This is a genomic window from Neobacillus cucumis (assembly GCF_023715505.1).
Map to the genome: position 1 here is coordinate 15,695 of NZ_JAMBOH010000016.1, position 25,728 is coordinate 41,422.

Annotated in this window: 21 protein-coding genes; 4 read left to right on the forward strand and 17 right to left on the reverse strand. The window is 40.1% G+C overall.

The window, feature by feature from the left end; translation table 11 throughout:
* Positions 1-15: 15 nt before the first annotated feature.
* From M3226_RS20320 to M3226_RS20345, 6 genes are all read right to left on the reverse strand, one after another.
* A complete protein-coding gene (locus tag M3226_RS20320; protein ID WP_251569018.1) occupies positions 16-579 on the reverse strand; it encodes a PepSY-associated TM helix domain-containing protein in 564 nt (187 codons plus the stop codon).
* A gap of 102 nt (positions 580-681) precedes the next feature.
* Positions 682-1,947, reverse strand: coding sequence for a sensor histidine kinase (locus tag M3226_RS20325; RefSeq protein WP_251569020.1), 1,266 nt, complete (start codon positions 1,945-1,947; stop codon positions 682-684).
* 9 nt (positions 1,948-1,956) lie between these two features.
* The gene (locus M3226_RS20330) at positions 1,957-2,628 is read right to left on the reverse strand and encodes a response regulator transcription factor (protein WP_251569035.1); all 672 of its coding nucleotides are present in this window, start codon (positions 2,626-2,628) and stop codon (positions 1,957-1,959) included.
* 88 nt (positions 2,629-2,716) lie between these two features.
* Positions 2,717-3,883, reverse strand: a complete 1,167-nt coding sequence (locus M3226_RS20335) for an ABC transporter permease (protein WP_251569043.1) — start codon at positions 3,881-3,883, stop codon at positions 2,717-2,719.
* The gene (locus M3226_RS20340) at positions 3,861-4,571 is read right to left on the reverse strand and encodes an ABC transporter ATP-binding protein (RefSeq protein ID WP_285857927.1); all 711 of its coding nucleotides are present in this window, start codon (positions 4,569-4,571) and stop codon (positions 3,861-3,863) included. Before M3226_RS20340 ends, M3226_RS20335 begins: the two co-directional genes overlap by 23 nt.
* Positions 4,571-5,521, reverse strand: a complete 951-nt coding sequence (locus M3226_RS20345; protein ID WP_251569045.1) for an efflux RND transporter periplasmic adaptor subunit — start codon at positions 5,519-5,521, stop codon at positions 4,571-4,573. The genes M3226_RS20340 and M3226_RS20345 overlap by 1 nt, the downstream gene beginning before the upstream one ends.
* 257 nt (positions 5,522-5,778) lie before the next feature.
* Here M3226_RS20345 and M3226_RS32290 point away from each other — a divergent pair, with 257 nt between their 5' ends.
* Positions 5,779-7,233, forward strand: coding sequence for a TerD family protein (locus M3226_RS32290; protein WP_308211971.1), 1,455 nt, complete (start codon positions 5,779-5,781; stop codon positions 7,231-7,233).
* 333 nt (positions 7,234-7,566) lie between these two features.
* Here M3226_RS32290 and selB read toward each other — a convergent pair whose 3' ends face one another.
* Positions 7,567-9,450: a selenocysteine-specific translation elongation factor gene (selB, locus tag M3226_RS20360; protein WP_251569047.1), complete on the reverse strand. Its 1,884-nt coding sequence runs from the start codon at positions 9,448-9,450 to the stop codon at positions 7,567-7,569.
* Between the two features lie 257 nt (positions 9,451-9,707).
* On the opposite strand from selB, the gene M3226_RS20365 reads away from it, so the two are divergent.
* The gene (locus M3226_RS20365; RefSeq protein ID WP_251569062.1) at positions 9,708-11,012 is read left to right on the forward strand and encodes an Nramp family divalent metal transporter; all 1,305 of its coding nucleotides are present in this window, start codon (positions 9,708-9,710) and stop codon (positions 11,010-11,012) included.
* A gap of 26 nt (positions 11,013-11,038) precedes the next feature.
* On the opposite strand, the gene M3226_RS20370 is transcribed toward M3226_RS20365, so the two are convergent.
* The 4 genes from M3226_RS20370 to M3226_RS20385 all read right to left on the reverse strand — a co-directional run bounded on the left by M3226_RS20370 (position 11,039) and on the right by M3226_RS20385 (position 13,251).
* Complete coding sequence (locus M3226_RS20370) at positions 11,039-11,500, reverse strand: GNAT family N-acetyltransferase (RefSeq protein ID WP_251569064.1); 462 nt, start codon at positions 11,498-11,500, stop codon at positions 11,039-11,041.
* A gap of 58 nt (positions 11,501-11,558) precedes the next feature.
* Positions 11,559-11,969 carry a hypothetical protein gene (locus M3226_RS20375; RefSeq protein ID WP_251569068.1) on the reverse strand — a complete coding sequence of 137 codons (411 nt, stop codon included), beginning with the start codon at positions 11,967-11,969 and terminating at the stop codon, positions 11,559-11,561.
* A gap of 98 nt (positions 11,970-12,067) precedes the next feature.
* A complete protein-coding gene (locus M3226_RS20380; RefSeq protein ID WP_251569069.1) occupies positions 12,068-12,640 on the reverse strand; it encodes a uracil-DNA glycosylase in 573 nt (190 codons plus the stop codon).
* 101 nt (positions 12,641-12,741) lie between these two features.
* Positions 12,742-13,251, reverse strand: a complete 510-nt coding sequence (locus M3226_RS20385; protein WP_251569077.1) for a hypothetical protein — start codon at positions 13,249-13,251, stop codon at positions 12,742-12,744.
* Between the two features lie 593 nt (positions 13,252-13,844).
* Between M3226_RS20385 and M3226_RS20390 the strand changes: the two genes are divergently transcribed.
* Complete coding sequence (locus tag M3226_RS20390) at positions 13,845-15,503, forward strand: FAD-binding dehydrogenase (RefSeq protein WP_251569079.1); 1,659 nt, start codon at positions 13,845-13,847, stop codon at positions 15,501-15,503.
* Positions 15,504-15,762: 259 nt separating this feature from the next.
* On the opposite strand, the gene M3226_RS20395 is transcribed toward M3226_RS20390, so the two are convergent.
* From M3226_RS20395 to M3226_RS20415, 5 genes are all read right to left on the reverse strand, one after another.
* A complete protein-coding gene (locus M3226_RS20395; RefSeq protein ID WP_251569093.1) occupies positions 15,763-18,900 on the reverse strand; it encodes an AAA family ATPase in 3,138 nt (1,045 codons plus the stop codon).
* Positions 18,897-20,042 carry an exonuclease SbcCD subunit D gene (locus M3226_RS20400; RefSeq protein WP_251569095.1) on the reverse strand — a complete coding sequence of 382 codons (1,146 nt, stop codon included), beginning with the start codon at positions 20,040-20,042 and terminating at the stop codon, positions 18,897-18,899. Before M3226_RS20400 ends, M3226_RS20395 begins: the two co-directional genes overlap by 4 nt.
* Before the next feature lie 149 nt (positions 20,043-20,191).
* Complete coding sequence (locus M3226_RS20405; protein ID WP_007083969.1) at positions 20,192-20,392, reverse strand: cold-shock protein; 201 nt, start codon at positions 20,390-20,392, stop codon at positions 20,192-20,194.
* Positions 20,393-20,802: 410 nt separating this feature from the next.
* A complete protein-coding gene (locus tag M3226_RS20410) occupies positions 20,803-21,159 on the reverse strand; it encodes an ArsR/SmtB family transcription factor (protein ID WP_251569121.1) in 357 nt (118 codons plus the stop codon).
* Positions 21,160-21,178: 19 nt separating this feature from the next.
* Positions 21,179-22,924 carry a SulP family inorganic anion transporter gene (locus M3226_RS20415; RefSeq protein ID WP_251569123.1) on the reverse strand — a complete coding sequence of 582 codons (1,746 nt, stop codon included), beginning with the start codon at positions 22,922-22,924 and terminating at the stop codon, positions 21,179-21,181.
* A gap of 397 nt (positions 22,925-23,321) precedes the next feature.
* Here M3226_RS20415 and M3226_RS20420 point away from each other — a divergent pair, with 397 nt between their 5' ends.
* Positions 23,322-24,116, forward strand: a complete 795-nt coding sequence (locus M3226_RS20420) for a TIGR00266 family protein (RefSeq protein WP_251569136.1) — start codon at positions 23,322-23,324, stop codon at positions 24,114-24,116.
* A 150-nt stretch (positions 24,117-24,266) separates the two neighbouring features.
* Here M3226_RS20420 and M3226_RS20425 read toward each other — a convergent pair whose 3' ends face one another.
* Entirely contained in the window at positions 24,267-25,727 is a 1,461-nt protein-coding gene (locus tag M3226_RS20425; RefSeq protein WP_251569142.1) for a DUF4153 domain-containing protein, read from the reverse strand.
* Position 25,728: the final 1 nt, after the last annotated feature.

Consider the following 25,728-nt stretch of genomic DNA (forward strand, 5'->3'; position numbering starts at 1 on the left):
GTGTGCCTTTGTTTATTAAACTTCGGTTAACATATCTGATTGGCGCTTCTTTCGTTTCGCTTCCGCACCAAGGACCTTAATAGATAAATAGATTCCCGTACCTGTTAAAGCGATCATGGCAAGCGCAAATAAATCTATTAACCATTTAATATCAGTATTTCCAATTCTGCCTTCGTGCAGACCGCGGATGATACCCATAGCGGAGGTTTGTCCCATTCCTTCTCTGTTCATCGTCATTCCCGCTGGAAAATTTCCATTCCCGCCAAAATTACCACGTCCTTGGAATTGGCCATTTCCATTAAACCTTTGGTTTTGATTGCCGTTTTGCCCCTGTGTTTGACCGGCAGTTTGTCCAGAGTTCTGGGTCATTCCTTGCTTAGTTTGTCCCTGATTGGTTTGGCCGGTGTTAAATTGGTTTTGATTCATTTGATCTGATTGAAAATTGCCCTTTCCGCCTTCCATCGATGTTTGTCCGATTAACCACGGTTCATTCATCAATAGACCAGTTATTGACTCCATAAAGATAAAAATAGACGCAATTAATCCAATCCATAAATGGGCTTTTCTGGTGTTCTTCATCTGTATTCTCCCTTCAAATATATGAAGCTTGTTTAAGTAGATAAGCACATTATGAAGAGGTTTCCTTAAGTTTTTCTTAAGATTTTAAAGAAGCCCCAAAAATTATTTTTGGGACTTTGGAAAGGTGATATCAATTTTTGTTCCTTGACCAAGGGCGCTTTGAACTTTTGTCTTACCATGATGTTTTTCAATAATCCATTTTGCAATCGATAAACCCAGCCCTGTTCCTTCCACTTCAGTCCGTGCCTTATCGCTTTGGTAAAAACGGTCAAAAATCTTTGGAATGTCCTCTTCAGGAATTCCAATCCCCGTATCGTTTACTTTTAGGAAGATAGAGGAATGACTTTGGGTGCATGAAAGCGAGATTTCCCCACCTTCTTTTGTATACTTTATGGCGTTGTCTAGTAATATAACAATCAATTGATGGATTCTTTCTTTATCTGCAAAAAATGTAACTGGCTCTACCGCCTCTAATTTGAGCGTTTTCTTTTGGTACAACGCAATATCTTCATACTGCTGAATAATTTCTGATAAAAGCTCATCTAATTGAAAAGTGGACTTTTTCATTTCAATTTGATCGGAATCAGATCTTGCCAAAGTCAGTAAGTTAGTTACTAGTTTGGAGAGCCGCCTTGATTCCTTTGAAATGGTCGAGATATCTAATATTTTTTCCTGAATGGTCGCGGATGGGGATCGGAATAGGATATCCGTTTTAGCCTGAATGACTGCTAATGGCGTTCTCAATTCATGTGATGCATCGGAAACAAACTCTTGCTGCTTTTGCCAAGATTTTTTAATTGGTACCAAAGCTCTGCCAGCTAAGAAATAACCAGAAACGACTGCACAAATGATTCCCACACCGCAGCCAATTAACATGATTAATAGAAGTCTGTTTAGTAAATCTTTTTCAGAATCCACATTTCGAATCACCTGGACTGTAATTTTCCCTATTTGCGGCAGTTCAGTCTTGAAAGCAATATATCGAAACGTGAAGTTCTCTACTGCAACATCCTCCAGGGTGCCATATTTTTTTGGACGGATTAATTTTGCATTATCCTGAAATAATGCTGCGCCCCGATCTTGCTCTATCAATAGCTGACCCTTTTCATCCCATATCAACGTGATAATCCGCGGGTCTCTTCGCATGAATTTTGGTTCAGCTTCACTCCTATCGAGATTGTTTGCTTGCTTATTATCCGGCCCATCTGGCTGCTGAAAATGATTGACAGATTCCATTAATGATTGGTTAACATCCTGATATAATTTATTATCTGTATAAAAATAAATAATGCAGCCTAGTATACTAATTAAAACAATAAAAACAATCGAAATGATTAAAGTAAGTCGAATATGTGTTTGACGAAACATACGCTGCCCCTATTCTTCATTCATCATATAGCCGACACCGCGAATGGTTTTAATATCAGCATGGTAGCCGAACGGCTCTAATTTCTTGCGGAGATGGTGCATGAACACCTCAACAATAGCAACGGTTGTATCAGAGTCAAATCCCCATACACGATCATAAATTTGTTCTTTTGTTAGGATTGCACCCTTATTTTGAATTAAATATTCCAACAACTCATATTGCTTAGCTGTTAGTTTAATCGTTTCTCCATCGACAAGGATGTCGCGTTCCTTGCCTAATAATTCTATGCCGCGATATTTAATTGTTTGATCTGTCGTTAAGCTGCCGCTTCTTCTTAATAACGCTCTGATTCTCGCCTTTAATTCGGCAGCTTGAAACGGTTTAACTAAATAATCATCACCGCCAAAATCAAGTCCTTTGACGCGGTCTTCTAAAGAGTCTCTTGCTGTCAAAAATAAGACAGGAATTTTTAATCCTTCCTTCCGGATGGTCTGCAACACTTCAAAGCCATTGATTTCAGGTATCATGACATCCAATACAATTACATCATGGATGTTTTGCATCGCTAAAAATAAAGCATCCTCCCCATTTGCAGCTTGATCAACCACAAATTCATCGGATAAAAGTTGAACAATGGATTCTAATAAAGAAAGGTTATCCTCTACCACCAATAAACGCATTTCTATCTCTCCTTAAAATAAATAGAATTCTTTTCATTATATAGGAAACGAAGCGGACGCAACATAGCGTACCGCTTCATTTACCCAATTATTCATACCTTAATGCTTGAATTGGATTTAACTTAGAAGCTTTATTTGCTGGGAATACGCCAAATACCACTCCAACTACTAACGAGAACAAGAATGAAAAAAGAATAACGTTTGACGAGAAGGAGACGCTTAAGCTAAATAGGGACGATACTAATTTTCCTATACCTAACCCAGAAATAATCCCTATTAAACCGCCGACACCACTCAATACAACCGCTTCAATTAAGAATTGGACAAGAACATCTCGCCTTTTGGCTCCGATCGCTTTACGTATACCAATTTCCTTTGTTCTTTCGGAAACAGATACAAGCATAATATTCATAATACCAATTCCGCCAACAAGTAAGGAGATACTTGCAATACCGCCTAGCATCAATGTCATAGTGTCCGTTACAGAGCTCATCGTGTCCATGACATCCTGTTGATTTGTGACACTATAAGAATCCGTTTGACCTGGGAAAAGGGAAGCCATTTTCGTTTCAACTAAACTCATGACTACATCCATCTGGTCTTCGCTTTCTCCTTTTAAGTATACTGTGCTAATCGTAGTACTTCCAATTAAGCGCTGGCCCGTGCTAAGCGGGACTATAATTGTATTGTCTCCACCTTGTCCCATTGAGCTTCCTTTTGAAACAAGTACACCGACAACTTTATATGAAGTTCCCTCAATTTGCAGGTATTGACCAACAGGGTCTTCTGAACCAAAGAAAGTTGTAGCAGTAGATGAACCAATGACGGCAACCTTTTGCCTGTATTCAATATCCAGATCAGTGATAAATCGACCTGCACTTACTTTAGTATCACGCACATCTGAATAGGCGGCATTCGTTCCTGTCAAGGTCACTTGAGAAGTTGTCCGGTCCTTTTTAACGTTTACTCGTCCAGTAACAACCGGTGATACTTCTTTTACACCATCCACTTTACTAAGTTCATTAATTTTGTCATCTGTTAATGTCACATTTGTGTCAAATGTACTTACAGTTAATAAGTTAGTCCCTAATTGGTTGATTTGACTCGTCACATTTTTAGAAGAACCTTGGGCAATGGAAACCAAGACAATGACGGAAGAAACCCCAATGATCATACCCAGCATGGTTAGAATTGATCTCAGTTTATTTCCCTTTATACTTTTGAGAGCCATTTTAATGGATTGCAAGATGCCCAATGAGTTCACCTCCATTTTCCAGTAATTGTCCATCCTGGATGCTGACCATTCGTTTTGCCTGTTTGGCAATGTTTAGGTCATGGGTAATTAGGATAATCGTATGGCCCAATTCATTTAATTGTTTTATAATCTGCATGATTTCCTTACTCGTTTTACTGTCGAGGGCACCAGTTGGTTCATCAGCTAGGAGAATTGCCGGATTTCCTGCAAGTGCTCTGGCTATAGCAACCCTCTGCTGCTGTCCGCCAGACAGTTGTGTTGGCAAATGACCTGCCCTATCTCTTAATCCGACTTTATCTAATGCTTCGATTGACCTCTCCCTTCGTTCCTTCGTGTTTACCCCTGCATATAATAACGGTAGCTCCACATTTTCAATTGCCGTTAGTTTGGTTAACAGGTTAAAGTTTTGGAAAATAAAGCCGATTTTTTGATTCCTGATCGTCGCTAACTCATTATCATCCATTTTAAAAATATCCTTCCCATCAAAAAGATATTTTCCGGTCTGTGGCTTGTCGAGACATCCAATCATGTTCATTAACGTTGATTTACCTGAACCTGATGGGCCAATAATCGCTAGAAATTCTCCTTTTTGAATCTCAATTGAAACATCATTTAATGCATGGACGATTTCGCCGCCCAGCCTATATGCTTTCTTTAGGTTACTAATTTGCATGATCGGTTTTGCCATTACTGTCCACTCCTTCCGGTACCAGTGCCACGATACATGGATTTCATCGAGCCCGTTCCCCCCATGCCGCTTAGACTGCTTTGCAGCGTATTGGTTTGTGTTGTAGAGGTCGTAGAGATTGCTTTAGCTAATTTTGGCAGCAGTACTGTCTCTCCCTCCGAGATTCCTTCCGTGATTTCTACATAATCTTCATTTGCTATGCCCGTTGATACTGTTTTCTTTATACTGCTGGAAGGATCATCTGATGAAACAACATTGACATATTTTTTACCTTTTGACGTATGGACGGCATCTAGTGGAACATAAATGGCATTTTGTTTACTTTCCGTTAAGATACTAGCCTCTACACTCATCCCCACTTTAAGGTTAGCAATTTTATCAATGGTAATTGTAACGGTAAAAGTAGAAATACCATTAGAAGAAGTACCTTCTTTGGATATATCGGTTACTTTTCCTGTATACTTCTCATCGGGGAATGCAGTTACCTTCAAGTTGACCGATTGCCCTTTTTGGATATGAGAAATATCTAGTTCATCAATTTGAACAGCTGTTTGCAATCCACTATAGTCGGTTACATGGGCGAGAACTTGTCCGGAAGTAACACTATCCCCTGCAGAAACTGATACCGTCGTTATTTTCCCAGCAGCCGAAGCCGTAATCGGATCACTGCCGTCCGAAAATGTAATCAGTTCATCGCCTTCATTTACCTTCTCACCGCTAGCAACCAGTACCTCATCAATTTCATCATTATTAAATGTGGACATGATATCTTGACTGGTCACTGCCTGAACAGATCCAGATCCACTGATGTTTACATCCAATGTGCCTTTTTTAGCAACTGCAGTCCGCACCTCTGATGTTGTCTCGGCACTGGTTTTTGCTGCGTACCATTGATAACCGGCAATACTAATGACTACTACAGCCACTGCTATCATAATCCATTTTTTCATTTATGCTGGCTCCTTTTCTTATTCGTTTCATTTGAATAAGCCTATTATTATCTTTGTTTCTTAACTTTTCCTTAAAGGAAATAATGTAAGGAGAATTTCAGGACTGTGTGCTTTTTTCTTATACCTGCTTGAAACTTTTCCTTTCTTGATTCGTATTTACTAAAGCAGCTTTCTCACAAAGCTAAACTTGAAATTTTTCCCTTTTTAGAATTACAGGTATAATGTACATAGGAATAAACGGACAAGGAGTGAAAATAGTGGGTGTAACACTTAGCAAAGGGCAAAAAGTAGATTTAACGAAATCACACCCTGGTCTGCAAAATGTGGTTGTCGGACTAGGCTGGAATATTAGCCAGCTTGGTACTAATTTTGACTTGGATGCCTCAGCCTTTTTATTAGGACCATCAGGGAAAGTAAACAGCGATCAAGATTTTGTTTTTTACAATAACCCTTCCGGGGGTAATGGTTCCATTATTTACAGCGGCGATAACCGGAGTGGTTCAGGTGTACGTGATGATGAACAAATTAGAATAGATTTAAAGAAAGTTCCTGACCACATTCACAGAATTGCTTTTACGATCACGATCCATGACGCACAAGTAAAACGGCAAAATTTTGGCCAAATCTCAGATTCTTATGTTCGTATTTTTAATGAACTGAATAATGAAGAATTATTGCGGTTTAACCTTGGCAGGGACTTTACCATTGAAACAGCCATTGTTGCGGCAGAACTATACCGTCATAACGCGGAATGGAAATTTAATGCGATTGCCAGCGGTTTTCAAGGGGGTCTAGGAGCATTATGCCAGAACTTCGGTGTAACAGTTGATGACCCTCCGCAAAATACACAGGTTCAGCCGCCAAATTACCAGCAGGCTTTTAGAAATCAAGCCAATCACACGAGTCAAAATAGTCCATATCAAACAAACTATGATCCATACCAGCAGAGCCAGGTAAACCAAAATGGGAATCAACAGCGTGTTCATCTCCAACCCGAATCGACACACCGTCAGCCTGCCTACGGGTATCCGCAAGCGACACAGTCTGCTTCCCCTATTTCCAGCCATTCTTCTTATGTTGGAGATGAGATTATGTGTCCTCGCTGCCATTCAGCCAATGTGCGAACAGGAAAAAAAGGATTCGGTCTAGGCAAAGCCGCAATCGGCGGGTTAATCCTTGGACCTGTTGGGTTACTAGGCGGTTTTATTGGAAAAAACCAATTAAAGTTCACTTGTAATCATTGCGGCAATGCATGGTCTCCATCACAAACAGATTATGTAGAATGGGCTAATAATCAAAAAAGAAGGGCTCAAGAATTGTTCAATCGCTATAAAAGTCAAGACCTTCTTGACGCAGTGACAGCCGCTTGTGCTTTAGTGGCCATGGCTGATGGTTCTTTAGATCCAGCAGAGCGGCAAAAAATGATTGAATTTGTTCATCAAAGTGAGGAATTACGCGTTTTTGATACCAATAAAGTCATTCAAAAATTCAATCTCTTTGTATCTAGGATGGAAAATGACCGAATGATGGGCCGGGCAGAAGCTTTTCGTGCGCTCGGAAAAATTAGGACAAAACCTGAAATAGCTCGATTAGTGGCCCGATACTGTATCGCCATCGGTTATGCTGATGGAAACTTTGATCAAAATGAACAGCAAATGGTTACTGACATTTGCCGAGAGCTTGGCCTAAATCCAGCTGAGTTTCTTTCGTAGACAATAAGAAAAGCGTAAGCGCCTTGGTCAGCCCCGACAAGCACAAGACGAGCCGGCCGAAAGGTTGCTCTTTAACCTTTTGGACGGATTGACCTAAATGTGGAGGCGACTGCCCTGGGACGATGGCATAAGACGGCCCCTGTAAGAAGGCGATTTTTGCCTTCTTCAGGGGATGGCTTATGACTCGAGTCCCAAGGAGCCGAAACTGGATAAGCTAGTGACCTCGAGGGGCTAGGCGCTGGAGCTGGACAATCCTCTAGGTATAATCTTTTATACTTTCTTACCTATTAAAGAAAGGCCTCCAATCCTAATGTGAATGGAGGCTTTTCTAGATTATTTTTTCCACACCCGTTTATTTTCGACACGCTTGGTAAGACCTTTTGCGTCCAATCTTTCTAAAAATGGGATCATATATTTTCTCGATAGGTCGAGAACATCCTTTGCCGCTCCGACATCGAATTCTGCTCCCGTTCCGCTTTGAAGCTTTTCAATTGCTTCCATAAATACTTCCCCATGATAAGCAAATTGATCGTCAAGTTGCACGAGTGAATTTTGATCTTCAAGAAATTTTCTTAAATCATATTCGATTGAATCAGGTATACCTGCTGCAGAAAAATATTCTTTTAGATAGCGTACCTTCAGTCCATCCTTCTTCAAATCATGAAGAAGATTTTCTGTCCGCTTCGCCCAACTTTTCGGCACATATGGGACAAATGTTGCGAGGGATACAAATTGTTCTTTTCTCTTAAACACCCCATTGCTTATTCCATTTTCTACAACAAAATCAAGCAATGATTTAGGGAACCTTTTTTGCAGGGACTGTATGAGTTCCGCTTTATTGATCCCGGCCTTCATCGAATGGGTTTGATGGAATTCTTGGAGTTGGTCAAAAATATCTTCTTCAATGGAATCAATTAACAGTGTAAGTGTATATTCTTTGCCATTATATAAAACAAATTCCTGATCAGCTAAATGGTCTATTAAGGTCGTTTCATCCAGCGCCGTCCGCTTTATTAATTCTGTTAGGGTGAGGCTTTTTGCTTCCATAAGTGCAGCCATAATTCGTTCCCTTGGTGTTCCTGCTTTCTTCTTTTCAAGTTCTTCAATCGTCTCATTACCAAAGCGATATTTATTAGCTCTTGGGTCTATCACCCAGCCTCCGCCAATTGTTTCTTGCGGACTTGGGCGGCGCAGTATAAAACGGTCACCCCGCTTTGTCAGAATCTCCTCTTCAAGCCGAAGCTGACAAAGAATTTCCCCATTTTCTTCTTTAATCTCATTACGATCAAAGAAAACAATCCGGCCCATTACCTCAGCTGTTCCTATATGAAGCTTAATAGGCATCCGCTGCTTAACAATATGTTCAAGATCCTCGACTACACGAATAGCGACGTCTACTGTTTTGGTCACAATAAAATGCTCGGAGGAAACTAAAACAGCACCTCGTTCGAGCTCTTCCTTCGATACACTTGATAGGTTAATTGCTGCCCTTTGCCCAGCGTAGGCTTTATGTGCCGAATGGTGATGGACCTGAATTTGCCTTGCCCTCACTTCAAGGCCTTTTGGCATAATTTTTAATACTTGTCCCTCTTCCACCGTTCCTTCATAAACAGTCCCGCGTACAACGGTCCCTTGCCCTTTTACAGTAAACACCTGATCAATCGGCAGACGAAAGGCCCCTTTCGCATCTCGCATCTCTTGATCCTTTAAGGTTTTTATGATTAATTCTTTTATTTCATGAATGCCTTTTTTGGATAAACTATCAACTAGAACAAAGGGGGCGTCCTCAAAAACCGTCCCAGTAAGTTCTCCTAAAATGTCATCTTTCACCAATTCAATAAACTCTTCGTCTACCCGGTCTATTTTTGAAATGGCGATTATACCATTTTTTACCCCTAAAAATTTTAAAATGTCGAGATGCTCCTTTGTTTGCGGCATAACCCCTTCATCGGCTGCTACCACAAGAACAACTAAATCAATCCCGGCTACCCCGGCAATCATTTGACGGATAAAGCGTTCATGACCTGGAACATCAATAACAGATATTTGAATTTCTTCGTCCTCATAAAGGGGCGCAAAGCCCAGCTCAATGGAAATTTGCCGTTCCTTCTCTTCCTTTAAACGGTCCGTATCAACATTGGTTAATGCTTTAGTTAATGAAGTTTTCCCGTGGTCAATATGGCCGGCCATCCCAATCGTAAAATAACGTTTTTCCAAGATAAGCACCTTCTTAATCGTTCTACCATTCTACTGTAGCCTTAAAACCATATTTGTTCAAGCGAACTTTTTTAGACAGATGAATGGGCGCTTTTAGTATTTCTTTTTAAAAAAATTTCATCTAATTAGACAAAAGTGTACACAATTTTTATAAAATTTATTATAATAAATATAAAGATTTTGCACGAGCGCAACTTTTGTTGATTAGCGAACAAACCTTGCACCTACGAAAAACAAATCAGAAAGGATGGTGTCTTATGAGTCAGACAAATTCACTTGCAGTTGATAAGGCTCGAGCCGCAGAACTTAAGACGGTTTCTGCTGCAAGAGATGCCATAAATGGAAAAGTAAAAGGGATCCGGGCATTAATACCATTCCTTGGTCCAGCCTTTATTGCATCAATTGCTTATGTTGATCCGGGAAACTTTGCAACCAATATACAAAGTGGTGCCCGTTTTGGTTATAAAATGCTTTGGGTCATTGTTTTAGCGAACCTGATGGCGATGCTTCTGCAAAACATGTCAGGTAAATTGGGGATCGCTACTGGAAGAAGTTTACCAGAAATATGTCGTGATCGGATGCCAAAATGGTTGACGATAATTATGTGGGTTGTTTCGGAGCTTGCTGCGATGGCGACCGATCTGGCTGAATTTTTAGGTGCAACTCTTGCTTTAAATTTACTTGCAGGGATTCCGATGTTATATGCTACTATTATTACTGGTATTGTCACCTATCTAATTTTAATGTTAGAAAGATTTGGCTTCCGGCCGTTAGAAAAGTTTATAGCGGCTTTCGCGATGTTAATTGGCTTATGTTACTTAGTGGAAACGATATTATCACAGCCCGATTTTTCACAAATCGCTTATCATAGTGTCGTTCCATGGCTCGGAAATAATGAAAGTATCATGCTTGCGGTCGGTGTAATTGGAGCTACGGTTATGCCTCATGCGATTTATTTACACTCAAGTTTAACCCAGAATCGAATTGTGCCAAGAAATGATAGTGAAAAGATTAAAATACAAAAGTTTAGTACGAAAGAGATTATTATCGCAATGACACTTGCAGGCTTCGTTAACCTTGCAATGATGTATATGGCTGCATCCGTGTTTCATACAACTGGGCAAAGTCATATTGCCGATTTAACTACAGCCTACCATACGCTTACACCTCTTTTAGGTTCGGCAGCTGCTAGTGTTTTCTTAATTTCCTTGCTAGCCTCCGGTATATCAAGCTCAGTGGTCGGAACGATGGCCGGTCAAGTGATCATGCAGGGGTTCGTCGGCTTTAGCATTCCGTTATGGATTCGGCGGTTAGTAACCATGCTACCAACTGTTATTATTGTTGCGCTTGGCGTCGATCCAACCCAAACACTTATTATTAGCCAGATAATCCTAAGCATTGTCCTGCCATTTCCTATCATTGCACTGATTTACTTTACTCAGAAGAAGGAATTGATGGGCGTGCTAACGAATAAAAGGATTACCACTGTACTATCTTCCCTATTTGCCTTAATCATTCTTGGCTTAAACATTTGGATGGTTGTGCAAGTTTTGATGGGTTAATCAGAAGAAAAAGGAAAAACACCATTTCACACATGGTGTTTTTCCTTTTTAAAATGACTAATATATAAACCAGGTACCACCTCTAGATCAGAAACAAATTGAAAACCATTTTTCAAATATAAATTTTTAGCGGGAGGGTTTTCCTTACCTGTTGAAACGTATAGAACAGATATATCTTGGTTCTGTTCCTCCACTTTTTTCAGCAGCTTTTGGGCAATTCCCTTCCTAAAATGGCTCGGATGAACGACCATGCGGCAAATCGTCAATTCATGCTCCACAATCGTATAGGAAATTGCACCTGCAAGGGTTTCCCCTTCAAAATACCCTAAAAATGTTTCACCACAAGCTCCTAAATCTTCGATAGATTCTGTTAAGGGGGGAATCTCAAAAAAATTAATTAATTGGGCTTCAATATGGTAGGATGCTCTTTGAAGATCATATACTTCTTTTAACGTATTCCTTAAATTTAAATCTAGCTCTTTTATCATATTGCTTATCCTCTCCCCTAATTTAAAAAATCCCCCACCAAAGTGAGGGATAAAATCATCATGCAACTTTAATCGCTTTACCAAATGGCACACGCGGTAAGAAATCCCCGGGGACAAGCCAAAATAATTCAAAATCGACCTTTTCCATGTCTTCTGCGAAGAAGCCAGTGACATCGGTTATATAAAATAGTGTATCAATCTTTTCCTCTTTTGCCCACTCTAAAACTAATGTATAAGATGATTTCCCGTGAGTATAATACTTAATTGAATCGCTTTGAATCGGGGAAATGCTTCTGATTTTAAAATCTGCTTGAACCAACAAGGTATCGGGCTTTAGCTGTTCAAACAGTTTTACTATGTTATTAATAAGAATCACAGGTGCCTCATTTGTAGAGGTATCTACTGCTAATGCAATCCTTTTATCCTGCCGCTGCTGAATCATAGAAAGTATTGTTTTATGCCATCTCAACCTCAACAACCCCTTTGTTTTGAATGAGCGAACTATCTTATTTTGGGTTTTAGTGTAGAGGTTTATGATTGGATAAATGCGGGAAAAAAGCTATTTTATTAATGAATTCTATAGTTGTCCGCCAAATACTTCCAATCCTTTATAAAAATCGGCCAGAGGTTAGGACGTCGTCTTACTGCTAAAGGATGGTAACTTGCAGTAGTTCGAAAACCATTGACTTTATGGAATTTTCCATGTAATTTCTTTACATCCACTTCAGAATCTTGGAAAAAGGACTGAACCGCTACATTTCCAAGGCAAAAAATAAACTCAGGCTTTTTGACTGAAAGCTGATCATTTAAATGCATCATACATGTTCTCCGGACATCATCCTTATCATAAGCTCTGACAGGTTTTCTTTTTAATATATATGTAACATACAAATCTTCATCGGGTATTCCTGCTTCTTTTGCTGCCTGTTGAAGTGTTTGTCTTGTCCCGCATACAAAGGGATTCCCTTCCCGGTCTTCACGGGCCCCTGGATTATCAAGAAGAATCAAAATCGGTGCATTCGGGTTTCCTTCTCCCCAGATCATCCTTGATCCATGCTTATCAAGACCACATTCCCGACAATTTTTATATTTTTCCGGAGTCGGCTCTTCCGGCCATAATAATGGACAATAATCTGACAATTTCTTTTCCCTCCGATTGATTCATTGGTTGCCTAAGGGTGCCTACTACTTTAGGATTAATTTCTCAGTAGATTTTTTGTATGTGCCACTAATCAATAAGATTATTGGTTAGAGTACTCCCGTTTTTTCTGTAAATATTCTTTTTCACATTTTAACAGTTTGTAATGAATGGCTTTTCCTTCTTCCTTTTTCTTACCTACTACCACCCATTTGAGATCAGAAAGTTTCAGATGAACGGCGACGTTTGTATTATCAGACTGTTTATACAGTAAATAGCCTTCTGCTTTTTTTATAAAAAGAGTCGGTTTGCCGCGAGAGGCCACAATAAATTGTTCATGTAAGGATTGATAATTTTCGTCGACTTCTTTCCCGCCATAAATAAGATGGGCGGCTTCTAAGTCTTTATCGGAAACTTCTATGTAATTTTGATGATCTATATCTAGCCCAAGTCCAGTAATTATATCCCTCATAATGTCTTTATTAAACTCTTCATCCCGGTTTTTCATCTCTTCAATACAATCCGAAGATAACCTAGGCAGTTCATCAGCCCGCGTATTTAGTGGACATAGTATGATAAACAAACTCCAGATGATGGTGGTTATTTTTTTCATAAGAAAATCCCCCTAGCCATATTTGAACATATTATTGTGCATTTGCGGGAAATCTATTCTTTTTATAAGCTAAAGGTTGATAAGACAGCTTCATTAAGTGTGGAATTAAAAAACTAGGTTGCTTTTATGTTTTGACATTTTCCCATCTACTGAAGGTGAATGTATTCTAGTGGGACGACAGTTATGAACCTCTCTTAAACCCTGAAGGTGATGGATTCCAAAGCCACGACAGTTATGAACCTCTCTTAAACCCTGAAGGTCATTGGATTCCAAAGCCACGACAGTTATGAACCTCTCCTAACCCTCGAAGGTGATTGAATTTCAAGGCTACGACAGTTATGAACCTCTCTTAAACCCTGAAGGTCATTGGATTCCAAAGCCACGACAGTTATGAACCTCTCTTAACCCTCGAAAGTGATTGGATTTCAAGGCTACGACAGTTATGAACCTCTCTTAACTCTCGAAGGTGAATATATTCCAGTGTTACGACAGATAAGAAACTTGTTACCCATTTAGGATTATCCATGTTACAATAAATATATTGATTATTCAGAAAACAGTCATAGATTACCAGTTGAAATGAGGGAATACAATTGAAATATGACGTGATCGTGGTCGGTGCCGGTCTTGCCGGCTTAGTTGCAGTATCAGAGCTGGCTAGTGCCGGTAAGAAAGTTCTTCTTCTAGACCAAGAACCGGAAGCGTCTTTTGGGGGTCAGGCATGGTGGTCCTTTGGGGGTCTGTTTTTAGTAGATTCACCCGAACAAAGAAGGATGGGAATAAAAGATTCACGTGAACTTGCCTGGCAGGACTGGTTAGGCGCTGCGGGCTTTGACCGTGAAGATGATGAAGATTACTGGGGCAAAAAGTGGGCGGAGGCCTATGTTGATTTTGCCGCTGGAGCAAAACGTCAATGGCTTTATGATTTGGGAGTCCGTTTTTTCCCTGTCGTTGGCTGGGCTGAGCGTGGAGGTTATACAGCGGAAGGCCATGGGAACTCCGTGCCCCGCTTCCATATCGTCTGGGGAACCGGTCCAGGAATTATCAAGCCGTTTGAGGAACGAGTCCGTCAGGCAATGGCAAAAGGCCTTGTTGACTATCACCCACGCCACCGTGTAAATGAATTAATAAAGGATAACGGAGCCATAGTCGGTGTCCGGGGTAATATTCTAATCCCTAGTACGGCTGCCCGTGGGGAAGCAAGCTCCCGTGAGGTTGTCGGCGATTTTGAATTTAACGCCCATGCAGTAATGGTAACAAGCGGGGGCATCGGCGGAAACCATGAGTTAATTCGGAAAAATTGGCCTTCCCGATTAGGTGAGGCACCAAAACATATGATTTCCGGCGTGCCTGAACATGTTGATGGCAGAATGCTTACGATTACAGAAAAAGCGGGCGGCAGAATTGTGAATCGGGACCGGATGTGGCATTATACGGAAGGTATTAAAAACTGGAATCCGGTTTGGCCTAACCATGGGATTCGTATTCTACCTGGCCCCTCCTCCCTCTGGCTTGACGCTAAAGGAAACCGCTTGCCTGCACCAAACTTCCCGGGATTCGACACTCTTGGTACCCTGGAGGCAATAATGAAATCAGGATACGATTATTCGTGGTTTATTTTAACACAGAAGATCATTGAAAAAGAATTTGCCTTATCTGGGTCGGAACAAAATCCCGATTTGACAGAAAAGAGTATAAAAAAAGTCCTGGCTCGTGTCCTCCCCGGACCAACTGCACCGGTAAAAGCGTTTATGGACAAAGGTGAGGATTTTGTTATTGCAAATACACTGGATGAACTGGTTGCTGGGATGAACAAGCTAACTGGTGATCATCTCCTAAAGATTGAAGCAGTTAGGCGCCATATTCAAGCACGGGACCGGGAAACCGATAATAAATTTACCAAGGACCTGCAGATAACAGCCATGCGAGGGGCCCGTAACTATTTGGGAGATAAACTAATCCGGGTGGCACCACCTCATAAGATTCTTGATCCTAAAATGGGGCCTTTAATTGCAGTTCGCTTAAATATTGTCAGCCGGAAAACGCTAGGCGGTCTACAAACTGATTTATCTGGAAGAGTACTTGATGCTTCAGGAAACCCTGTTCCCGGACTATACGCTGCCGGTGAAGTATCAGGCTTTGGCGGTGGAGGAATTCATGGCTACCGCTCATTAGAAGGAACATTTGTCGGGGGGTGTCTGTTTACCGGAAGACAAGCTGGTCGAGCACTTGCACAGGAAATAAGTGGTTGAGTTTTGTGTTTGTTCCTGTTATCTTCAGAATTAGGGGTATTATTAGTATTAATTGTGACTGCTGAAGTTATCTTTCTTGGCTCAAGGTCACAATTACTTTTTATTTTGACCGTTTAATCTATTTTTCAGGATTTTCGGGCACAATTACTCTTTATTTTGACGGTTCCAACTATTTTTCCCATCTCGCGGGAACATATAGAATTCGAAAACAAAAAAGCAGTGAGGTTCCCCAATAAAAGAAACCCACTGCTTTGTCAAATTAATTTGAAAACATAAACTCTGTCCGACTGCCTGTCTGACCAGCGATAACCTCAAGTCTCACATCTATTCTCTCTTTTAGCTCTGGCACGTGTGAGATAATACCCACCAACCGGCCGCTGCTTTGAATGTCCATTAAAGCCTCAATAGCCTGGTCAAGAGATTCTGGGTCAAGTGTACCAAAACCTTCATCGATAAACATCGTCTCCAATGAAACACCGCCTGCATAATTTTGCACTACATCTGCTAGTCCCAATGCTAACGAAAGCGACGCTTTAAAACTTTCTCCGCCCGATAACGTTTTAACATGACGCTCTTGGCCGGTATATTGATCAAACACCAGTAATTCCAATCCGCTCTGGGCATTTCCTTTTGACCGATCTGTCTTCCGCTGTAACATATAGCGTCCAGAGGTCATCTTTCTCAGCCGGAAATTTGCTTCTCGTAAAATATCATCTAAGAAGGCCGCTAGCACATACCGTTCAAAGGTAATCCGTAAATGATTCTGTCCTCTAGCAATATCAGAAAGATCGCCGATAATGCTGAAACGTTCCTCCAATGCCTTTACCTCGTTATTAAGACTCTCGACACGGCGATAAATTTCCTCATTTTCCCGTTTTTTAACAAATAAATCTGTTCGTTCATGAGTCAGCCTCTCAATTTCAGTCATAAATTTCGACAACTCCAGCTTAATCCCCTCAACATCTGGAGTTTTCACATCCGCTAAGAGTTCGGTTATTTCCTTCAACCGGTCTGAAACAGAGCGTAACTCCTCACGATAGCTGCGAATTTCATCGTGAAGACCTTGAATTTCTCCCTCATTTTTTTTAGAAGCAGCGTAGATCCCATATTTTTCAAAGCCTTGTTCGGATAATTTAGCTAAGAAGATCCCTCGTTCTGTCTCGAGCTCCTGCTGTTTTGCCCCTTGATGTTTCTTAGCATCTTGTAATCTAGCTGTTTCACTCGCAAGCTTTTCTTTCACAACTTGGAGGCGTTTCTGTGCCTCTTCAAGCTGTTTCACTAACATATCATAACGAATTCGGCAGGCTGTCAATGTCTTCTCATATTCTGCTTCGGAGCGAAGATTTTCAGGAATCACCTTCATCATCCTAGTAAGATCCGTTTTCTTTTCAGTAAACTGAACCATTAAATCACTCACCAATGCTGACAACTGCTGAATACCAGATTGTACGGCTGTTTTTTCAGTCTCTCTAGACTCAATCTCTGACTTAACTCGATCAAGTAATTTAATTTGCTCCTCCAGCTTGTTTTGAAGTTGTACAAGCTCATTTTTAGCCAAAGTCGTCTCAATTTTTACCTGTGCTAACTCTTCAACTGAAAATTCTGGACGGTCCACTCGTATTTCGTTAAGAATTTCCTGAACCGCTTCCTTTTGTGATCGTTCTTCCGATTGACACTGATAAAAATTGGCTTCTACTTTTGATTTTTCCTTTTCCCATTTTATAGCTTGTTCCTTTGCTGCATTCAGATCTTCTTCGGTTGGAATACTATTTTCTTGTTCAATCGCTGGAGCAGGGTGGTTTAGGGAGCCGCAAACAGGACACGCTTCACCAGTATGAAGGTTAGCGGCTAAAATCGCAGCCTGACCATGGATCCATTTTTTCTCCAGTTCTTCGACAAGGGATTTAGCATCCCGATATTGAGCCATCGTATTTTCGAAACGTCCTGTAATTGCGATTAAATTCTGTTCCGCCTTTTGATGACGTACAAACAGTGTTTCAAATTTTTCAAGTCGGATCAAATCGACTTTCAGTTTTTCAAGCTTACTCTCATTTTCTAAAAAGGTTAACTTCCCTGTTTCGATTTCTTCTTTATGGTTCTTTAACGTTTGGATCCGTTCTTCCAATTTCTGAAGTCTCTGTTCATTATTCGCTTGCTTTTCTTTTGCCGCTTTAAGCTCGTTTTCCTTTTGTTCTGTCTCATTTAATAATACTGCGAAGGAGTAGACATCAGCCTTCATATTCACCAATCGATTCACTTCATCGAGGGCAGACTGCCGCTCACCTTCACGCTCAAGCTCTGTTTGAAGCTGTTGTTCATATGCTTGAGAAAGTCCGTTCAGTTTTTCTATTTCACCAACAATCATGTTAACATTTTCCTGAAGCTGGTCTGACTCCCGCTTTAACCGGTGGCAAAGCTCCTCTTGTTTCGCTAATAGAGCAGCTTTTTGTGCCCGTTGAACCTGGATTTCTTTCTCGGTGTATATGTTCTCTTGAGCAAGTAATTGCGTTTTTTTCTCTTTTAACTCCTCTTTTGTTTGCAGCTGTTTTAAGATCCTTTCTGCTTCAAAAAGTTTCCCCTTTAGTTTATCTTGCTCCTGAATCTTGTCTGATAGTTGATTCGTTAATTGACCAAGTTTATCCTCCATACCCGTAATTTCCGCTTGTAAAAGCGGTATAATGACGGTGTGGTTCGCAGGATCATTTTCTAGAGCTTGCCCGAGTTCATCATTTGTAAGGGCTTGGATCCGCCGTAAGGCTTCATTTCGTGCCTTTTCTTGATCTTCAACTGTCTTTTTCAGTTCCGCTGCTTCCTCTTTCAACTTTTCTTCTATTAATTTATAAAGCTGTGTGTGGAATAGCCGCTGAAGGATAACTTCTTTATCCTTACTGTCTGACGTTAGTAGCTTTCGAAATTCTCCCTGTGGAATCATTAAGATTTGCCGAAATTGATTAGCATCAATCAACATGATTTCTTTAATTTTTTCTTCCACATCATTTGTTTTTGATGCTAACAATTTTTTCTCGCCATCTGCGTCCCACATATATAATTCAGCTTTTGCCCCAATAGTGGTAAAACCATTGCCCCTGTCTTTTTTCTTAAGCTGCTGCGGTGAGCGCATAATCGAATAAACTTTGTTGCGGAGGGAAAAGTCTAGTGAAACCTCTGTTAACAACTCTTCTGGTGCGAATTGACTGCGGAGTTCGGGCCCATTCCGGTCTTCCCCACTGGCTTTACCATAGATAGCATAACTAATCGCATCAAAGATGGTTGTCTTCCCTGCACCTGTCTTTCCCGAGATGACAAACATTGTCCGGTTGCCAAGCTGGTTAAAATCAATCTCTTCTCTGCCTGCATAAGGACCAAACGCTTGCATCGTTAATTTTAAAGGTTTCATCTAACCCCCTCCTCTCGTAAAACCTTTTGAATGATTTCTGTCATAACATCTCTTTTTTCTGTTGTAAAATCTGAGGTGGTCATGTCTGTGTAAAATTGTTCAAACAGATCGATTTCAGACTTTTTCTCGCTTTTTAGGGCAATGTAGGATTGTTTTCTCTTACTGTCAGTAAGGTTAATCTTCTTTTCCAAATGAAGGACATTCGGGTAGACCTGACGCAATTTATTAATGGGATCAAGTAGTGCCCCCTCATCCAGCAGTGTAATTTTTAAATAATCATCCACTTGTTCATTTCCATAAAAGTTAGGGTCAAGTAATTCTTCTATGTGCCCTTCAATCTCGCGCATGTCGTGTTTAGGTGTAAGCGAGCGATAACGGTGGCTAAAATTCCCCTTTTCATCCATTTCAATGATTGAAATGGACTTTCTTTGCTTTGCTTCCGAAAAAGAATATTTTAAGAGGGAGCCTGAATATTTCACTTTTTCATGATTAATTGCATCAGGACTATGCAGGTGCCCAAGTGCCGTATAGGAAAATGGGGCGAACAATTCTGCACCAACACAGCCAGAGCCGCCAACAGATAAAATTCGTTCTGAATCAGAGGTTTGTCCGCCTAAAACAAAGGCATGTCCCACTAAAACATTCGGTTCATTGGGATTAAGGTTCTCTTCTATTTTTCCAATCAGGGCCTTCATCGCTTCTTGATGGGAGTGGATGGAATCGTCTTCAACTAGCTGGCGGACGACACCTGGCTCTGCATAAGGAACAAGATAAAAATTAACACCGTTAATCTGAACAGGTCTAAAGTTATTTGAAAGTTTACCAGTTAAGTAGAATTGACTATGTTTATACCAGGAGCTGCCGAACGAAAGACGCTCGGCACTATCATGGTTCCCAGCGATGGCTACAACCGGTGTTTTTAGCTCAACATTGATTTTAAAAAGGATATCATCTAATAATTCAACCGCATCAGTTGGCGGCACTGATCGGTCATACAGGTCTCCTGCAATAACAACGGCGTCCGGCTTCTCTTCTTCCACGATCAAGACAAATTGTTCCAGTACTGCACGTTGATTCTCAGTCATATAAACACCGTGTACTAGTTTACCTAAATGCCAATCAGCAGTGTGAATAAATTTCATTTGGGTCACCTCATGCATATTCGAATACTACTATTATAGCAAAATACCAATTGGAATGAGTCTGGAAATCACTTGAATATCCTATTGTCGACAATAAAAAACAGCCTGAGACTTTTGTCCAGGCTGTTGTAATGGTAGTTTTAGCAGAATTACTTCTTAGTTACGTTAGCAGCTTGTGGTCCACGAGCTCCTTCAACTACTTCGAAAGAAACTTCTTGACCTTCTTCTAAAGTTTTGAAACCTTCAGTTTGGATTGCAGAATAATGAACGAATACGTCATTTCCGTCTTCAGCTTCGATGAATCCGAAACCTTTTTCTGAGTTAAACCATTTTACTTTACCGTTTTTCATGTAAAAAAATCCTCCTATGGGCTTACACTTAAGCCATGTGTAAAATTCACCAAATTACAACGTGATAGCTTTACTTTCTTTTCCTCATCCAAACATCGATTAATACTTTGAACAAGCTTTGTAGCATAAATCTAATCTCGTGTGCAACGGCTGATTAAAATTTATCATTTTTAAGAAATTATGTCAATAATGGTAGTTTTGACATAAAAATACATAGTTCTACAATTCTCTATTTCTCTCATTTACATTCTACATTCCCAAAATATATCTCAAAACAGTTTTGTCGTAATTAGCAGAAAAATAATTGGGCGGATTGGGAAAGCATAATCTTTTTTTGCTTTTCAATTGTTGGTAATCTAGAATTTTTATAAAACTTGAAGTAGGTTTACATTATAAAAAAGCCGAAGATATTAATTCTTCGGCTGTGGCAGGATTTCTTCTTCCTCTTCTTTAAACTTATCAAGTATGGTAATGGTATCTACTAAATGATTATTAAAAATCTGACGGGCAACGGCTAGCAGTTCAATTATCATTGGATCCTTCAATGTATAAATCACCTTATTGCCTTCCTTTGTACCTGAAACAATATTTTTTGCACGTAAAATGGTCAGCTGCTGTGAAACAGCAGAACCTTCACTGCCAACAAGGGTTTGAATCTCATTAACATTTTTATCCCCTTCGGCCAGCAGTTCCAAAATGCGGATTCTTAATGGATGGGCCAGTGCTTTAAAAAATTCCGCTTTAAATTGCTGCATTTCCAAATTCAAATCATCACTTCCTCATTTATTAAAAGGTGGCTGTTAACTTTGCCCTATTTTCAACAACCTCTGTCCCTGACAGTTGTTCACATTCCTGAAAGGCAAAATGTTTACAGCCCAGACATTTATTTTCATTTATTTGTGATAATCCATATTGAATGGCATCCCCTGTATGTTCAAAAAAATGCTCCTGCCCAATGATATCCACTAAACCTGTCTTATTAAGAACACTCTCCGGCTGCGGATTCAATCCTGATATCAACACTATACCACTTTTGGCAAAATGTTTCACAATACTTGCAAGGATGGCTTCACCAGTTGTATCCATTAACGGAACCTTGCTCATCCGCAAGAGAAGGATTTTAGGGCGATAGTTAATCGTTTCCATAATGGTTTTCTCAAATGTTTGAGCTGCACCAAAGAATAATGGCCCCTCCACATTAAAGATACTTATTTGCGGGCAATCATGGGTGTCAGTAACCATTGATGTTTCTACTTTTCCTTGTCGATGCTGTGGATTAGGCAGTGCCTTCGCCGTAGTAGTCACATCACTCATCCGTTTCACAAACAGTATGGCAGACATCACTAACCCAACTTCAACAGCTGTTGTTAAGTTCATAAATACGGTAAGAAAAAAAGTAACTAATAGCACGATTGAATCAGTTGATTTTGTTTTGCTGATATGGGCAAATACCTTTCGTTCACTCATATTCCAGGCAACAACCATTAAGATTGGGGCCATACTAGCAAGCGGTATATAAGAAGCCTTGGGTGCAAAGAACAATAATACCAGTAAGACCACGATCCCATGGGTAATACCGGAAAAAGGAGAAACGGCTCCATTTTTAATATTTGTCGCTGTTCGGGCTAATGCCCCTGTTGCCGGGATCCCTCCAAATAGTGGGGTTATCATATTTGCAATCCCTTGACCAATCAACTCTTTGTTACTATTATGACGGCTGCTGGTCATTCCGTCTGCTACAACCGCAGAGAGGAGTGATTCAATTCCACCTAGCATGGCAATCACAAATGCCGGTTTTAAAAGCTTCAAAATCATTTCAAGATTGATGGATGGTACATGTAACTGCGGTAATGTACTAGGTATTTCACCGTATGCTGTACCAATAGTCGCTACTTCACCTGGATAATAAAATGTAGCCACAAGTGTGGAAACCAATAATCCAATTAGTGGACCAGGGATTTTAGGAGCAACCTTTGGTGTTAGTAAAACCATTATTAAACAAATCCCCGCTGTAAGTAAACTAAATAGATTAATGGAGTTCAGATGAACCAGAATTTCCTTTAGGTTAAGAATAAATTCTTCATGCTTCTTGATTCCTGTTAATCCTAGGAAACTAGCGATTTGTCCTGTAAAAATGGTTACAGCTATCCCTGCTGTAAAACCAATCGTTACCGGCCGGGGGATCCATTTAATTAGGGAACCTAAGCGGAAGATCCCCATTAGCGTTAAAATAATTCCTGCCATAAATCCAGCGATAAGAAGATTTTCATAACCATACGTCATAACAATCCCAAATAAAATCGGAATAAATGCGCCAGTTGGTCCGCCAATTTGATATTTTGAACCCCCTAGTAAGGAGATCAGGATTCCCGCCACAATCGTGGTATAGATTCCATACTCCGGCTTCACTCCCGAAGCAATCGCAAACGCCATGCCCAATGGAATGGCAATGACACCAACAATTAATCCTGAAAGCAGGTCTTTTCGGAAACTTCCTAAAGAGTAAGGATGGAATCTTTTGTCAATAAACATAGTAACCCTTCTTATCATTTTATTTTTGTATATCTGATTATTTGAATATATAGTAATACTAACTGATATTCAAGCATTTAACAAAAAAAGTTTTTCTTGTTTTCTAATGTATTATAGTGTTATAATGATTAAGCGATGAGCTGAGTTGTGTAAGTCGAGAAACATTCCTTTATGGAGCACACTATGTGGAGTGTGGTTTTTCGCCTCAATACGCAAAGACGCCTGTGTAAACAGGCGTCTTTTTTATTTAAAAAGCGAAGTCTACCAGCCGCTGTGCGCTGTAGCTAGACCCAGTTCATATTACAATGCTCCCTTTTTAATTAATTAAAATTAGCACTTTTTTCCTAAACTTCTTATAATATAGATAGGCTAATATTTTGAGTGTGGAGGGATTCAAATGAATAACCACAAAATCGATTATAAGATATATGGAGATGATATGCAGTTTGTAGAGGTAGAGCTTGATCCGAAGGAAACGGTTGTGGCAGAAGCTGGAAGCTTTATGATGATGGAAGATGACATACATATGGAGACTATTTTTGGAGACGGTTCCGGCGGTGGTGCTGGCGCCGGTTTAATGGGTAAGTTATTTAGTGCCGGCAAGCGGATTATTACCGGCGAGAGTCTGTTTATGACCACTTTTACCAATACAGGTGCTGGCAAAAAGCATGTTTCATTCGCCTCTCCCTACCCTGGCAAGATTATCCCAATGGATTTAAGTGAACTCGGCGGAAAAATTATTTGTCAAAAAGATGCCTTTCTAGCTGCTGCGAAAGGGGTCCAGGTTGGTATTGAGTTCCAGCGAAAAATGGGAGTCGGCTTCTTCGGCGGTGAAGGGTTCATTATGCAAAAACTCGAAGGCGATGGCATGTGCTTTGTACACGCAGGAGGTACAATTATCCGCAAGGAGCTCCTCCCAGGCCAATCGCTGAAAGTTGACACTGGTTGTTTAGTCGCGATGACCAGCAGTGTTCACTACGATATTGAGTTTGTTAAAGGGGTTAAGACGGCCTTATTCGGGGGCGAAGGCTTGTTTTTTGCAACGCTAAGAGGACCTGGCTCTGTCTGGATTCAATCACTGCCATTCAGTAGGCTTGCAAGCAGAGTTTTTGCAGCAGCACCTTCACGCGGAGGCGCGAAGGATGAAGGCAGTATTGCACGTGGTATCTTTGATATGTTTAACGGAGATTAATTAGATTGTGGGCAGGGTCTAATCAAGACCCTGCTTTTTTGCAGCTCTAATATGGCCAATTGTTAATAAATCATATAATTTGTTAATATCCACTAATAATTTGTCAATAAACAACTTTCCAATGAAAAAACGAGCAGAAGCTTTCTTTCCTTATTTAAATTGACGTTCATTTAACTTTTGAGAAGCTCGTTCCCTTTTTAGATTATATGATTGCCAAGTATGACTTTCCGCTCGTGCTTCCATTTGTTTGTCCCGTAAAATCGTTTCTAAATGAGGAATGTTTTCACCTCGTTCATATAACTCAATTAATCCTAACACCCCCGTTGCTGATAAACTACTAAGGTAATTAGCATCAATTTTACCTGTTTCCTCATAACGACTAATATTTTCTTTCACCACAATCCGATCCAAATCAATTACGTTTATTGTCGTGTAGTAAATTAATGCGGTGATAAAATAAAAATGAAACAGTGAAAGGTTTTCCACCCAAATCTTGACTAATGTATAGGTAAAAATCACAATGAGAAATATCATAAACGAATGGGATAAAACTCTTGTAAAGGTAAAGCCATATGCTTCCTCATACATACTTAACCGGATAAAAGCCGATGTAAGCAGAACTCCGCTCGATAGTACAAGGATTGTTAGTAAGACCTGCCTCATCCTCTTGACACCATTCTTTCCACTTTCTCCTATTGAAAGAACAACAATTGTAATCGATAAATTAATTAACGTTACAAACAGCAGTTCAAAAAAACCTTTTCTGGCATACTCCGCGAAAGTATAATCCCCTTGCAGACTGCCGCTGAAGAAATACCTAAATTGAACAATTGTAAATAGGATATAGACCAGATTAATCAAGAACAGTACAGTAACCGCAATAACCGTATCAAGCTTTACAGATGACTGCCAATCCTTTATCCTCATGACTTTCATTTGTTTTATATATAGAACTTGCATCAGACCAAAAAATGCAGCCATACAGATAAGAACAACGATTAGTCTCATGACCCCTTCGCCATCAACAATTCGAAACAGATCAGGAATCCCGCCTACCATCAACGCAAACTGGCGATCAGCTGTCGTCAACAGCCGTAAAACTACAGCCAGAACCGGTAATGATATGACCACACCAATCAATATCTTTTTCCAAACTAGTAACTTATTATCATCGGCACCCCTTTTTGCTAATTTACCAAGTGAGGCGGTAAAAGCAACATTATATTTTATAGCGTTAAGTAGCCTTGATAAAATATAGGGAATAAAGGCGAACTGGTTCCAGCGGAAATTCTTCGGGCTAGTTACTGCCACGAGATGAAATATAACCAAGGCCGGAATTCCAATTATATTTAAGATATAAAAAAGGATATTCTCATTCAATACATAACCTGCCGATAGTAACCATATACAAATCATGACAAGATAGCCAAAACGTTGATGTGAAAAAGAAATATTCCGGCAGCGCCAAAAAAATACTGCATAAAAAGCCATTATGAACACTAGATAAGAAATTCCAATTAATCCTCGAAAAAAGGATTCCTCCGCTAAAATCGCGAGTAACAAACATAAGCCTAGAAAGAGCCAATCCTTTTTGTTAACGTTTATTTCCATC

What these genes read in the sequence shown, in the direction of transcription:
- M3226_RS20320 (WP_251569018.1), bottom strand. Translation starts at nt 579, where the DNA reads ATGAAGAACACCAGAAAAGCCCATTTATGGATTGGATTAATTGCGTCT.
- M3226_RS20325 (WP_251569020.1), bottom strand. Translation starts at nt 1,947, where the DNA reads ATGTTTCGTCAAACACATATTCGACTTACTTTAATCATTTCGATTGTT.
- M3226_RS20330 (WP_251569035.1), bottom strand. Translation starts at nt 2,628, where the DNA reads ATGCGTTTATTGGTGGTAGAGGATAACCTTTCTTTATTAGAATCCATT.
- M3226_RS20340 (WP_285857927.1), bottom strand. Translation starts at nt 4,571, where the DNA reads ATGGCAAAACCGATCATGCAAATTAGTAACCTAAAGAAAGCATATAGG.
- M3226_RS20345 (WP_251569045.1), bottom strand. Translation starts at nt 5,521, where the DNA reads ATGAAAAAATGGATTATGATAGCAGTGGCTGTAGTAGTCATTAGTATT.
- M3226_RS20365 (WP_251569062.1), top strand. Translation starts at nt 9,708, where the DNA reads ATGAGTCAGACAAATTCACTTGCAGTTGATAAGGCTCGAGCCGCAGAA.
- M3226_RS20370 (WP_251569064.1), bottom strand. Translation starts at nt 11,500, where the DNA reads ATGATAAAAGAGCTAGATTTAAATTTAAGGAATACGTTAAAAGAAGTA.
- M3226_RS20385 (WP_251569077.1), bottom strand. Translation starts at nt 13,251, where the DNA reads ATGAAAAAAATAACCACCATCATCTGGAGTTTGTTTATCATACTATGT.
- M3226_RS20395 (WP_251569093.1), bottom strand. Translation starts at nt 18,900, where the DNA reads ATGAAACCTTTAAAATTAACGATGCAAGCGTTTGGTCCTTATGCAGGC.
- M3226_RS20400 (WP_251569095.1), bottom strand. Translation starts at nt 20,042, where the DNA reads ATGAAATTTATTCACACTGCTGATTGGCATTTAGGTAAACTAGTACAC.
- M3226_RS20405 (WP_007083969.1), bottom strand. Translation starts at nt 20,392, where the DNA reads ATGAAAAACGGTAAAGTAAAATGGTTTAACTCAGAAAAAGGTTTCGGA.
- M3226_RS20415 (WP_251569123.1), bottom strand. Translation starts at nt 22,924, where the DNA reads ATGTTTATTGACAAAAGATTCCATCCTTACTCTTTAGGAAGTTTCCGA.
- M3226_RS20420 (WP_251569136.1), top strand. Translation starts at nt 23,322, where the DNA reads ATGAATAACCACAAAATCGATTATAAGATATATGGAGATGATATGCAG.
- M3226_RS20425 (WP_251569142.1), bottom strand. Translation starts at nt 25,727, where the DNA reads ATGGAAATAAACGTTAACAAAAAGGATTGGCTCTTTCTAGGCTTATGT.